Source organism: Mailhella massiliensis, assembly GCF_900155525.1.
Classification (GTDB): domain Bacteria; phylum Desulfobacterota; class Desulfovibrionia; order Desulfovibrionales; family Desulfovibrionaceae; genus Mailhella; species Mailhella massiliensis.
Window position 1 is genome coordinate 767684 of record NZ_LT706951.1, and the last position, 12988, is coordinate 780671.

General features: G+C 57.1%; 11 protein-coding genes. All 11 read left to right on the forward strand.

Annotated features, from left to right (window positions below; all coding sequences use genetic code 11):
* The first annotated feature begins 187 nt into the window (after positions 1-187).
* The 11 genes from CZ345_RS09125 (at position 188) to CZ345_RS09180 (ending at position 12981) form a co-directional block, all read left to right on the forward strand.
* Positions 188-1375 carry a tyrosine-type recombinase/integrase gene (locus CZ345_RS09125; protein ID WP_077072818.1) on the forward strand — a complete coding sequence of 396 codons (1188 nt, stop codon included), beginning with the start codon at positions 188-190 and terminating at the stop codon, positions 1373-1375.
* A gap of 16 nt (positions 1376-1391) precedes the next feature.
* On the forward strand, positions 1392-1568 hold the full coding sequence (locus CZ345_RS16880) for a hypothetical protein (RefSeq protein ID WP_154674806.1): 177 nt from the start codon (positions 1392-1394) through the stop codon (positions 1566-1568).
* A 391-nt stretch (positions 1569-1959) separates the two neighbouring features.
* On the forward strand, positions 1960-2901 hold the full coding sequence (locus CZ345_RS09130) for a hypothetical protein (RefSeq protein WP_077072819.1): 942 nt from the start codon (positions 1960-1962) through the stop codon (positions 2899-2901).
* Positions 2902-3021: 120 nt separating this feature from the next.
* On the forward strand, positions 3022-3237 hold the full coding sequence (locus tag CZ345_RS09135; protein ID WP_077072820.1) for a helix-turn-helix transcriptional regulator: 216 nt from the start codon (positions 3022-3024) through the stop codon (positions 3235-3237).
* Between the two features lie 9 nt (positions 3238-3246).
* Positions 3247-4413 (forward strand): MobV family relaxase, encoded by a 1167-nt coding sequence (mobV, locus tag CZ345_RS09140; RefSeq protein ID WP_077072821.1) that lies wholly within the window; start codon positions 3247-3249, stop codon positions 4411-4413.
* A gap of 143 nt (positions 4414-4556) precedes the next feature.
* Positions 4557-4919, forward strand: a complete 363-nt coding sequence (locus CZ345_RS09145) for a hypothetical protein (protein ID WP_077072822.1) — start codon at positions 4557-4559, stop codon at positions 4917-4919.
* A gap of 36 nt (positions 4920-4955) precedes the next feature.
* Positions 4956-5570, forward strand: a complete 615-nt coding sequence (locus tag CZ345_RS09150) for a recombinase family protein (RefSeq protein ID WP_077072823.1) — start codon at positions 4956-4958, stop codon at positions 5568-5570.
* Positions 5571-5829: 259 nt separating this feature from the next.
* Positions 5830-9351, forward strand: coding sequence for a helicase-related protein (locus tag CZ345_RS09155; protein ID WP_077072824.1), 3522 nt, complete (start codon positions 5830-5832; stop codon positions 9349-9351).
* Between the two features lie 3 nt (positions 9352-9354).
* Entirely contained in the window at positions 9355-10524 is a 1170-nt protein-coding gene (locus CZ345_RS09160) for a DUF1156 domain-containing protein (RefSeq protein ID WP_077072825.1), read from the forward strand.
* 10 nt (positions 10525-10534) lie between these two features.
* Positions 10535-11289 (forward strand): IS5 family transposase gene (locus CZ345_RS16240; RefSeq protein ID WP_239446597.1). Its coding sequence is split into 2 segments (ribosomal slippage): positions 10535-10868 and positions 10868-11289, totalling 756 coding nucleotides; the frame shifts between segments, so codons are not numbered across the junction.
* An 897-nt stretch (positions 11290-12186) separates the two neighbouring features.
* Positions 12187-12981 carry a hypothetical protein gene (locus CZ345_RS09180; protein WP_077072827.1) on the forward strand — a complete coding sequence of 265 codons (795 nt, stop codon included), beginning with the start codon at positions 12187-12189 and terminating at the stop codon, positions 12979-12981.
* Positions 12982-12988: the final 7 nt, after the last annotated feature.

Consider the following 12988-nt stretch of genomic DNA (forward strand, 5'->3'; position numbering starts at 1 on the left):
TTAAGCTTTTTTCAGCGTCCAGCGGAATCCAAGGGCGTGCATTTGCATCCAATTTTTTTGTGGGTATATCTGTGGGTATGAATGTGCTATGCATATTCCGATACCCACAGGTTAACCGGTTAGAAAATAAAGCTTTTTCAGTCCATGTGGGTATCTTCCAATCCAATAAGATCCAAGGAGTACCTACATGCCTCTGACAGAAACCCAGATCCGCAATCTAAAACCCGCCTCCACGCCGAAAAAGCACTTCGACGGCGAAGGTCTTTTCCTCTACGTCACCCCGGCCGGAAGCAAGCTCTGGCGCATGGCCTACCGTTTCGAGGGCAGGGAAAAGCTCCTCAGCTTCGGCAAATATCCCACCGTTTCCCTGAGGGATGCCCGCGCCCGCCGCGATGAGGCAAAATCCCTGCTCGACAAGGGCGCAGACCCTTCGGCGGTCAAGAAACAGCAGAAGCAGGAACGCGAGGCTGTGACCCGCGACACCTTCGAGCTCTTCGCCCGCGAGTGGCACAAAGTCCGCACGGCCGCCTATTCCGAGGCCTACGGCAAGGCCATCCTCTATCGGCTGGAAACGTATGTGTTCCCGGTCATCGGCAAGACGCCCGTGACGCGCCTCGCGCCCATGGACATACTTGGCGTGGTCAAGCCGCTGGACGACAAGGGCCATCACGAGACCGCCAGCCGTATTCTCCAGATCATCGGGCAGATTTTCCGCTACGCGATCATTCTCGGCAAGGTGAAGCAGAACCCCGTGAGCGAACTTCGCGGTGCGCTGAAACCTCACAAGGTGGTGCATCGGGCGTCCGTGACTTCGCCGCCGAAAGTCGGCCAGCTTCTGCGCGACATCGACCGCTACGAGGGCTATTTCCCCCTAGTCTGTGCGTTGAAGCTCGCCCCGCTGGTATTCACTCGCCACACCGAACTGCGTGCCGCCGAATGGAAGGAGTTTGACTTCTCGAAGTCTGAATGGCGTATCCCCGCCGAACGCATGAAGATGCGCACGGCCCACATCGTCCCGCTGTCCCGACAAGCTGTGGCGATTCTGGAAGAATTGCGGCTCTACTCCGGCGAAGGCAAATACCTCTTCCCCTCGATTCGCACCGACGTGCGCCCCATCTCCGAAGTGACCATGCTCAATGCCCTGCGCCGCATGGGCTACGAGAAGGATGAAATGAGCGTGCACGGCTTCCGCTCGCTGGCATCCACGCTCCTTAACGAACGTGGATACAACCGCGACTGGATAGAACGCCAGCTTGCGCACTCGGAACGGAACGGCGTTCGGGCGGCCTACAACTACGCGGAATATCTACCCGAACGCCGCTGCATGATGCAGGAATGGGCCGACTACCTCGACGAACTCAAGAACGCCGCCTGACACGGAGGGACGACAAATGAACAATACCGCTGACGAAACGAGAATCTACGCTCCTGCAGAGATTCCCTCCTATGAGACCGAAGGCTATCCCCAACTCTCTATCGCCGATAACGGCTGGACGGACGAAGAACGGAACGCCATGCTCCAACACGGCTACGACAGCATGGATATGCTGAGAGCGTGGCTCGGCTAAGCCTCCATCCTCTTACCCTAAATAATGGGCGGACTTCCCGAAGCTGAATTATGGCCTCTGGAAGTCCGCGTTTTTTTCTTATCGCTTCCTCGTGAAGCATCAAAAAATCCCCCTTACAAATTCCCCTTCTGATACTGGACAAGTGTGAACCAGTTCTTATTTCTATGAGGGGGTAGGGGGAGTATTAATATTAACTTTTTAATATTAATGAGTAGCCAGATTTTGACTGGGAGCAGTCAGATTTTGGCTACCTGTAGTCAGAATCTGGCTCCCCGCGCTTCTTCTCTTCTTCGCCCCTTCTTTCTCTCGCGGCACTTCCCGCCGCGCTCTTTTTCTCCCGACACATTCCCTTTCTTTTCATTCCTCTCTAACAAAAGGAGGCTCTATAGACATGCCCGAAAACGTCCACATTCCCCTTGGCAAAGTCCAGGCCGCGTACGGCCTGACTGACGACGAACTCTACGACCTGATCCAGAAGCTATGGGAGCGCAAGCAGCTCTTCTATAAAGAACTCTGGGCAGAAACCTACGAAAAGTACTGGCACTTCGCCGCCACTGGATCTCTGCCGTCCACGCAGGAAAAACTTTCCGAGCTTCCCGAGCCCGACAGCCGTCACCAGTCCAACTTTTATCCCATATTCTACGGCACGCAGATGGTGCGCTACCTCATGCAGCTCATCAAACTTGTTTCCTACAAGCCGTTCCGGCTAGGACTGGATTACCTCTTCGATACGGCCTTCGAGGATGGTCACAGCGTTGCCGCAGAAGAGCGCGACATCCTCTATAAATATTTCGAGTTCACGGAGCTTGACCGTAAGCCTCCCCGAAAAGATTATTACAGGCATTTCAAGGCCGGCCAACCCTATCTCGTAAGTTTTATTTCCAGAAATATGACGGGAACGCTGATGGCCGACCGTGACGCGGTCATCGAGTTTCTTGGCGACTATCCGTTGAAGCGCGAGGTCAAGGGGCTAACGCACCGCGTGGTGAACTCCATTCTGGACAGACTCGTCACGTCTGCCGCTAACATTCAGCTTGAAATCCAGCCCGAAATTCCCGTTGAAGCCTCCGTCTCGTCCTTGCCCTCTGCCGAAAACATCGTTGTTCCGTCTTCACTCTGGATGGGCAAAGCTCCGGCCTCCGTGCGCGATGCCATGAAGGAAGACTTCGACGAGTGCGTCACTGCCCACGTTCTCCTGAACTGGTGCAAGCTTGGCAAAACTCAGGTCGGCAGGTTGCTCTCCCCGAAGGAGTTCGGTGACGACAAATCCTATCGCAATCACGTGGATAAACTATTGCTTCGCGCCGCCCGCCTGAGCATCCGTCAGGAGTGATTCCCGTTATCTTCCCGGTTTTCCACAAAATTCCCGGAAAATTCCCGATTTCTTCCCGAACATTTCCCGCCGTTTTTCCTAACCTCCGAGGTGCTAAATCCACCAAGGAGGTTTTTCCTTATGCAAAAAACAATAGCACTTCCCGCAGTCGGCTATGTCCGCCTGCCCCAGCTCCTCAAGATCTTCCCCATCAGCAAGAGCGCATGGTGGGAGGGCTGCCGAAGCGGCGTCTTTCCCAAGCCCGTGAAGCTCGGGCCGCGCACGTCAGCGTGGCGCGTGGGGGACATCCGTGCCCTCATGGAGCGCATCAACACGGCGAGCATCGCCTATGACTAGGGAGCCGCTATGTCGTACCTCGTCCTTCATATGGATAAGTTCAAGCGCGAGTCGCTGCGCGGCATCCAGAGCCACAACAGGCGCGAGCGGAGAAGCCGTTCCAATCCCGACATCCGGCACGAGAAGAGCCACGAAAACTACGACCTGCACCAGCCGGAACTGCGCGACTACGCCCGCGCGGTGCAGGCCAGAATCGAGGCACTCAACCTGCCCAAGGCCGTGCGCAAAGACGCCGTTGTGCTCTGCGGCCTGATTGTCACCTCCGACCTGCCTTTCTTTGCCCGCCTGCCACCAGAGGAACAGCGGCGATTCTTCGAGGAGAGCCGCGACTTTCTCACCCGTTTCGTGGGGCGTGAGAATGTCATTTCGGCCATGATCCACATGGACGAAAAAACGCCGCACATGCACTTCCTGCACGTCCCGGTGACGCCGGACGGTCGGCTCAACGCCAACGCCATCTACACGCGGGAAAGCCTGCGCCGCCTGCAAAGTGAGCTACCCGCACATCTCCAATCCTGCGGTTTCCGTATTGAGCGCGGCGTAGAGCAGGTTCCCGGCGCGCGGCGCATCCACCTGAACACCCGCGAGTTCAAGCAGGAAAAGGAAGAGCGCGAGCGCATCGCCGCCGATAACGTGAAAGTCCTGCGCCATGCGCTCGATACGCTCTACGCCGCGAACGAACTCGAAGAGCATCTCAAGGGCAAGATCAAGGACTACGAGAAGCAGGCCCGCGTGGCCGAGCGTTATCTCAGTCGCAACGAAGAACTGCCCGAAGCCACGCTCTTCAACTTCAAGACTGTGCTGGCTCAGGCGCGGCGCGTCATTGAGGAGCAGAAAAAGGCTCTAGCCGAAAAGGCCATTCTGGAGGGACGGAAGGAAATCGTTGATGGACTTCTTGCCGAGCGAAATCGCGAACTGAAAGAACAGGCCCGTAGGATCGACCGCCTCCTCCGAGAACTTGAGGAAGTCAAAGCACAAAAGAGAAAAGCCGAAGGGGAGGCTCATGCGCTCAAAGAGTTCATTGCCCAACCGGACGAAAAGCCGCGCTTTGAGAGGTTCCTCGCTGACAAGCAGGAAGAGGAACTCCGTGCCGAAATGGAGCGGCAAACCTGCCTCACCACACGCAAATCTACGCCTGCCCACGAAGACGATGGGCCTTCCTTCTCTTTTCACTAATCGGCACTCCCCAAACCTTGGCCCAAGGCCCAAGATATAGCCCACTATGCTTTGCAGGAGCAAAGCGTGGGCGACCGTCCCGCTCGACCGGGAATCGGTGAACCTCTAACCCGACGCAATGCATACGTCGAAAGGATGAATCTATGATCAAAACCAATACTGAGACTGTCCGCAAGATCATAGCGGAATTTCCCAACCTTCAGCACGAGAAAAAGACGCTGGAAGGCAACCACGAAATGACGTTCCGCGAGGCTATCCGTGCCCTTTATCCGACACTTCGAGACATGAAAAAGCGCGGCTTCACCACCAGAGAAATCGCTGAAAAGCTGAAGGAGTACAGAGTGTATATCGAACTCTCCACGCTCTCCAAGTATATGCACGATATGGCGCAGGAGACGTCCCAGAAGAGCAAGGCCAGCTCCACGCGCCGCGTAAGGAAGCCTGCCTCCCAGCCTACCAGCTCCGCAAAAGCCTATGCTCCCGCCACGCCCAGCGAGACCGAATAACCGTGCCGACGCACTGCCACCGCAAGGAGCCCGCCTATGGAGAAGGTTTATGGATACGTCCGCGTATCCAGTACCGATCAGCACGAGGACCGCCAGCTCATCGCCATGGCGGAACGCGGCATACCGCAAAGCCGCGTCTATATAGATAAGCAGTCCGGCAAGGACTTCGACCGTCCGCGCTACCGGGCATTGATGAAAAAACTGCGCCCCGGCGACCAGCTCTGCATTACGAGCATAGACAGGCTGGGGCGCAACTACGAAGAAATTCAGGAACAGTGGCGCATCCTGACGCGCGAAAAGAAGGTGGACATTCTGGTCTTCGATATGCCTCTTCTCGACACGCACCGTGACAAAGATCTGGTCGGTACGCTGATTGCCGACCTTGTTCTTCAACTGCTGTCCTTCGTAGCCCAGAAGGAACGCGAGAACATACGCCAGCGGCAGGCCGAAGGCATAGCGGCGGCAAAGGCTCGCGGTGTCCGCTTCGGACGCGAAGCCCGCCCTCTGCCTGAGAACTTCAGCCGCATGGTTTCGCTATGGAACGAAGGAAAGATTTCCGGAACTCAGGCCGCGAAAAATTGTGGGATTCCGCTCTCCACGTTCCGCTACCATGCAAAGAGAAGAAAATCGGATGAAAAGGAGAATTGTTAAAGATTTCTGTAGCTAAGTGTACTTTCTTGCAAGCCGTGAGCGCAAAATTGAGCACTCCATTTTTGCCATAAATCTAGCAAAGTTACAACTCCGCCTCTTCTGACTGGCCTGCCAGCATCCTCCCAATTTTCCCTTTGCAAGAAAGTACACCTTTTTGCAAGGCCGGCGGGCGTATTCCCAAGGGATAACGGCATGGTCAGCAGAGATAAGTCGTTGGAAACATACAGGAAGGAAACCTCCATCCCCGATCGGAGGTTCCATGGCAAAGCTTGAAGAACTCACCGTCGGCAGCAGTGTTCTCGGCATCGCACCGCAGGAAGCCGTAACTATCGTGGCGGCCCAGTGGTACGGCAACGCCGTTCTGGACATCACCTATAAGGACAGCCGGGGCACGCCGGGCACTCGCCTTCTCTATCGGGAAGACGAGCCCTCGCTCACGCTCCAGAAGGCCGAACTGCCGTGGAGCTTCGATGCCGACGGCGCACAGCTCCGCCTTGCGTCCGAGGCGTGGCGCATCCACTACGCCCACCTCTTCGACCCGTACCTCGCCGTCCACACATCCGATGTCGAGCCGCTCCCGCATCAGATTTCCGCTGTCTATCAGGAACTTCTGGGCCGCCTGCCCCTGCGCTACATCCTTGCGGATGACCCCGGTGCGGGCAAAACCATCATGACCGGCCTGTTCATCAAGGAACTTATCGCTCGCGGCGATCTGAAGCGTTGCCTCATCGTAAGCCCCGGTTCGCTGGCCGAGCAGTGGCAGGACGAGCTTTTCCGCAAGTTCCACCTGCGCTTCGAGATACTCAATAACGAGCGCATCGAAGCCGCCGCTTCCGGCAACGTGTTTCAGGAAGCGGGCTTCGCCATTGCGCGGCTCGACAAGCTGGCCCGCAACGAGAACCTGCTCGACAAGCTCCGCGTCACCGACTGGGACCTGATAGTCTGCGACGAAGCCCACAAGATGTCCGCCACGGTCTGGGGCGGCGACGTGAAAATGACGCGCCGCTACCAGCTCGGCCGCCTGCTTTCCAGCATCACGCGGCACTTCCTCCTGCTCACCGCTACGCCGCACAACGGCAAGGAAGAAGATTTCCAGCTCTTCCTCGCGCTCGTGGATCAGGATCGCTTCGGCGGTGCCTCCCGCACCGGCGCACAGTCCGTCAACGTGTCGGATGTCATGCGCCGCCTGGTGAAGGAAGAACTCCTGAAGTTCGACGGCTCTAAACTCTTCCCCGACCGCCACGCCGCCACGGTGGACTACAGCCTCTCGCCGCAGGAAGCCGAACTCTACAAGGCCGTGACCGAGTACGTGGAGAACGAATTCAACCGCGCGGACAAGCTGAACAACGAACGCCGCACTACCGTGGGCTTCGCGCTCACCATTCTCCAGCGCCGCCTCGCGTCCTCGCCGGAAGCCATTTTCCAGTCACTGCGCCGCCGCAAGGAACGCCTTGAACGCCGCCTTGAAGAAGAACGACTCGGCCAGCGCGCCCAGATGTGGGAGCGAGACCACGCCCTCCTCGACCTTGCCGACGCGGAGTTCGATGACGACGACCTGCCCTCCTCCGAGCTGGAAGAAGCCGAAGAGCAGGTGGCCGACCGCGCCAGTGCCGCGTCCACCATCGCGGAACTGGAAGCGGAAATCGCCACGCTCAAGGTGCTGGAAGCTATGGCAGCCCGCGTGCGCGCCAGCGGCAAAGACCGCAAATGGGAAGAACTCTCCGGCCTGCTTCAGGACGAAGAGTGCATGTTCGATTCGGACGGCTTACGCGAAAAGCTCATCATCTTCACGGAACACCGCGACACGCTCCGCTACCTCACCGGCAAGATTCGCTCGCTCCTCGGCAGTGAGGAAGCCGTGGTGGTCATCGACGGCGGAATGCTCCGCGACGAGCGCCGCAAGGTGGAAGAACGCTTCAAGCAGGACAAGGACGTGCGCATCCTCATCGCTACGGACGCCGCAGGCGAAGGTCTCAACCTCCAGCGGGCACACCTTATGGTGAATTATGATTTACCTTGGAATCCCAACAGGTTAGAGCAACGCTTCGGCCGAATCCACCGCATAGGCCAGACCAAGGACTGCTGGCTCTGGAACCTCGTTGCCGCCGAGACCCGCGAAGGCAAAGTCTTCAAAAAGCTCTTTGAAAAGCTGGAGCAGGAGAAGCAGGCGCTGGGCGGCAAGGTCTTCGACATACTCGGCAAGGTCACGTTCAACAACCGCCCCCTGCGCGAACTGCTCATCGAAGCCGTGCGCCACGGCAGTGACCCCGCCGTGCAGACCCGCCTCGATGCCGACATGGACTCTGCCTTCGACCGCGAGGCCATACGCAAGCTGGTGCAGGATCACGCGCTCACGCAGAACGTGATGGACGCCGAAACCGTGGCCGTCATCCGCGAGAACATGGAGCGCATGGAAGCCCGCCGCCTCCAGCCGCATTTCATCGAAGCTTTTTTCAAGGAGGCGTTCCGCGAACTGGGCGGCCGCATGTCCCCGCGCGAGAAGGGCCGCTGGGAAATCACCTTCGTTCCCCACGCCGTGCGGAGCCGCGATATGCAGGTGGGCAACGGCGAGCCCGTGCTCACCCGCTACGAGCGCATCTGCTTCGACAAGGCTTACCGCAACATTCAGGGCGCTGTGCCTGCCGCGTTCATCTGCCCCGGGCATCCCCTGCTCGAAGCCGTGCTCGATGTGATGCGCGAACGCTCCGGCGACCTTCTGAAGCGCGGGGCCGTGCTGGTGGACGAGAACGACAGTGGCGAATCCGCGCGCCTGCTCTTCTACATCGAGCACACCATTCAGGACGGCACGCTCCTTGCCGATGGGAGCCGCCGCGTCATCTCGCGCAACATCCATTTTGTGGAAATCAGCGAAGACGGCACGGCCTCCAACGCAGGCTATGCGCCGTACCTCGATTATCGCCCCGCCTCTGGCGAAGAGCGGCAGGCCGCGCTCGAACACGCCAGCGGCAAGGCTTGGCTTGCGGGCGGCGTGGAAAGCCTCGCCCTCGGCCACGCCGTGACGCGGCTCATCCCCGGCCACCTGAACGAGGTTCGCACCCGCAAGGAACGGCTCATCGACAAGACCGAGAAGGCCGTCAAGGAACGCCTCACCACCGAGATACAATACTGGGACTACCGCGCCGCCGACCTCAAGCTCAAGGAGAACGCGGGCAAGCGCAACTCCCAGCTCAATTCCCAGATGGCGGAACGCCGCGCCGAAGAGCTGGCCGCCCGCCTCAAGCGCCGCATGGACGAGCTGGCCGCCGAACGCACCATCTCGGCCCTGCCGCCGGTCATCATCGGCGGGGCGCTCATCATTCCCGGCGGACTGATGGCGAAGCTCACGGGCCGCGCCACACCGGAATTCTGCGCCGACGCCCGCGCCCGCAAAACCATAGAAATGGCGGCCATGCAGGCGGTGATGGAAGCCGAACGCGCGCAGGGCTTCCTGCCCCGCGACGTGAGCGCGGAAAAATGCGGCTACGACATCGAAAGCTCCGTGCCGGACGCCCTCGCCAAAGGCGTGCCCAGCCTGCGTTTCATCGAGGTGAAGGGCCGCGCCGCCGGGGCGACCAACGTCATCGTTTCACGCAACGAGATCCTTACCGCACTGAACCAGCCAGAGCAGTTCATCCTTGCCCTTGTGGAAGTGGACGGCCCGCGCACCCGCACGACCTACCTGAAACGGCCCTTTGTGAATTCGCCGGACTTCAGCTCGGAAGGCAGTATTTTCAACCTTTCCGCGCTGATGAGCAATGCGGAAATCATCTACGAAGGGTAAGCCATGAGCCAGATAAAGAAACTCATCGAAGTCGCACTTCCGCTGGAAGCGATAAATGACGCATCTGCTTATGAAAAAATGCCTGGCATTGGCCCACATCCTCGCGGCATTCATCACTGGTGGGCCCGCCGTCCGCTGGCCGCCGCCCGCGCTGTTATCTGGTCTTCTCTGGTGGACGATCCTTCCTCTCACCCTGAACTTTTCCCCACGGAACAGGAGCAGGAAAAAGAACGACAGCGTTTGCACTCCCTCCTGGCGCGTCTTTCAAACTGGAAAAATGTCAATGACGAGGAATTGATGGACGAGGCTCGCGCCGAAATAAAGAAGTACATGGGCGAAGAGCCGCTGGTGTTCCTCGACCCCTTCGCGGGTGGCGGTGCAATCCCGCTGGAAGCCCAGAGGCTGGGGCTTGAAGCTCATGCCCACGACCTGAACCCCGTGGCCGTGATGATAAACAAGGCCATGATTGAGATCCCCCCTCGCTTTGCCGGGCAGGCTCCCGTGAACCCCGAAGCCCGCGCCAAGCTGGGGCAGGATCGCTCGTGGCGCGGTGCCACCGGCCTTGCCGAAGACGTGCGTTACTACGGCGAATGGATAAAGCAGGAAGCTGTCAAGCGTATAGGTCATCTTTATCCTACGGTACAAGTCCCCATTGAACTGGGAGGAGGTAAGGCGACCGTTATCGCATGGATTTGGGCGAGGACAATAAAATGCTCGAATCCTGCCTGTGGCTGTGAAGTCCCACTGGTGAATAATTTTGTACTTTCCAAAAAGAAGGGCAAGGCGGCTTGGATTGAACCGCACTTTGAAAATGGGACGGCATCCTATGAAGTGCACCATAGCGGCAAACCAAACATTGAAGGAACGGTAAACCGTAAGGGGGCAGTATGCGCTTGTTGCGGTACCCCTGTACCGTTTACCTATATTCGCGAACAGGGAAGAGCCGGAGCTATGTCTGCTCATCTTATGGCTGTCGTAGTCGATGGAAAAAATGGTCGTTTATATCTTTCCGCAGATAGTATTCATGCAAATGCTGCCCAAACCGGAAGACCAGAAGATTATCCCGATGCTCTTCTGCCGCAGAATCCTAGAAATTTTAACACTCCCAATTATGGTCTAGGCTCAGGACTCATTACTTGCCAAAAGGATAAGAAGTTCTTATTGTCGGCATAGGGAGGATGCCATGAAGGAACTTTTTTATCTTTCTCATGAACAGATTGCTCGTATCAAACGCTACTTTCCACGTTCCCATGGCATTCCGAGAGTCGATGACAGACGTGTCATCAGCGGCATTATCTATGTCATCAAGCACGGCCTGCAATGGAAAGATGCTCCGCGCGAGTATGGACCATACAAAACTCTCTACAATCGTTTTATCCGCTGGAGCCGATTGGGTGTCTTTAACAGGATTTTTGCGGAGCTTGTTGAGCAAAACGGCTCCACAACACGCTTGATGATTGATGCCACACATCTCAAGGCACACAGGACAGCAGCAAGTTTGCTGAAAAAAGGGGCCTTTCCCGATGTATCGGACGCACAAAAGGCGGCCTGAATTCAAAACTCCACGCTGTCTGCAATGCCTTCGGTCAACCGTTGGCCTTCCATCTGTCCGGCGGTCAGGTGAGCGATTACAAAGGCGCTGCTGTCCTGCTTGATACTCTGCCGCAGGCCGGGGAGCTTCTGGCGGATAGAGGCTATGATGCCGACTGGTTTCGTCATGCCTTGTCCCGTAAAGGAATCACGCCGTGCATTCCTGGCAGACACAGCCGAAAAACTCCGGTGGTCTATGACAAGGAGGTTTATAAGCAGCGGCACAAGATAGAAATCATGTTTGGCCGACTCAAGGATTGGCGCAGAATAGCCATGCGTTATGACCGTTGTGCACACACGTTCTTTTCGGCCATTTGTCTCGCTGCCATTGTCATCTTTTATATTTAATGAGTCCTGAACCTAAGTAATTTTTCTGACCTATTCACAGATCGCCAACTTACAGCACTCACTACATTTAGCACCCTTGTAACCGAAGCCCAAAAGAAGGCCATGAGTGATGCACTGGTTGCTGGAATGGACAGCGATGAAACATCTCTTGCCGAAGGTGGTTCTGGAGCATTGGCCTATGGGCAGGCTGTAGGGACATATTTGGCTAATGCAGTTGATCGTCTTGCTGATTTCTCGACCTCTGTTTCCAGATGGTCTGCATCTAATGAAAAGCCGATGAACTTGTTTAGCAAACAGGCAATCCCTATGACTTGGGACTTTCCTGAGACTAATATACTAGGCGAAGCTGTTGGTGGATTCTCACCTATTGTTCAATATGTAGCAGACTGTATTTTAAAACTCCCCAAAACATCCACAAGGGGTTTCGCAACACAGCATGATGCTCAGAGTGATTGCGGCCTTCGTAGTATAGTCATATCTACAGATCCACCGTATTACGATAATATTGGCTACGCCGACCTTTCAGACTTCTTTTATGTCTGGTTGCGGCGTTCTTTGAAAGCTACCTATCCTCAGCTTTTCCGCACCATGCTCGTTCCCAAGACGGAAGAACTGGTGGCTACTCCTTACCGTTTTGAAGGAAGCAAAGAAAAGGCCCGAGAATTCTTTGAAGACGGCATGTTCAAAACCTGCTGTCAGCTTTACAAATATTCTCGGGAAGATGTGCCTGTCACTATCTATTATGCGTATAAACAAAGCGACTCTGATGAAAGTCAAAACGACAGCCAAACAGCATCTACCGGTTGGGAAACCATGCTTTCCGCTATCATTCAAGCTGGCTTTTCCATCACTGGCACTTGGCCACTTCGTACTGAGCAGGCGTATCGTTCTGTAAGCATGAACACCAACGCGCTCGCGTCCTCCATCGTGCTGGTCTGCCGCAAGAGGCCGGAAGATGCCCCCTCCTGCACGCGGCGTTCCTTCATTGCCGAGCTGAAGCGCGAACTCCGCACAGCGCTGAAGAAGCTCCAGTCCAGCAACATCGCCCCGGTGGATATGGCGCAGGCCGCCATAGGCCCGGGCATGGGCGTGTATTCTCGCTACAGCCGCGTGCTGGAGGCGGACGGCTCGCCCATGAACGTGCGCAGTGCCCTGCAAACCATCAACGCCGAGCTCGACCTGTATTTCTCGGAACAGGACGGCGTGCTCGATGCCGAAAGCCGCTTCTGCGTGGATCTCTACACGCAGTTCGCCTTTAACAACATGAAGTTCGGCGAGGCCGACGTGCTGGCCCGCGCCAAGAACACATCCGTGGAACGTCTGGCCGAAATGGGGCTGGTCTATTCCGAAAAGGGCGTGGTGCATCTGTTCGACCGCTCCGAACTGCCTGAGTTCAAAGCCGAGGCGCGAAGCTCCACGGGCCGCTGCCTCTGGATGCTCACCCAGTACCTTTGCCAGTTCCTTGAAAAAGGCGGCGTGGAGGCCTGCGCCATGCTCTGCATGGACTACCCCTCCGACGCCGAACGCGCCCGCGACCTCGCCTACCGCCTCTTCTCCCTTGCCGAGCGCAAGGGCTGGAACGCCGAAGCCTACGCCTACAACTCGCTCGTGGTCTCGTGGCCCGAGATACAGCAGAAGGTTTCCGAACTGCGCGCCGTGCGCCGCTCCGCCCAGCAGGGTTCCCTTATCTGATGAGAGT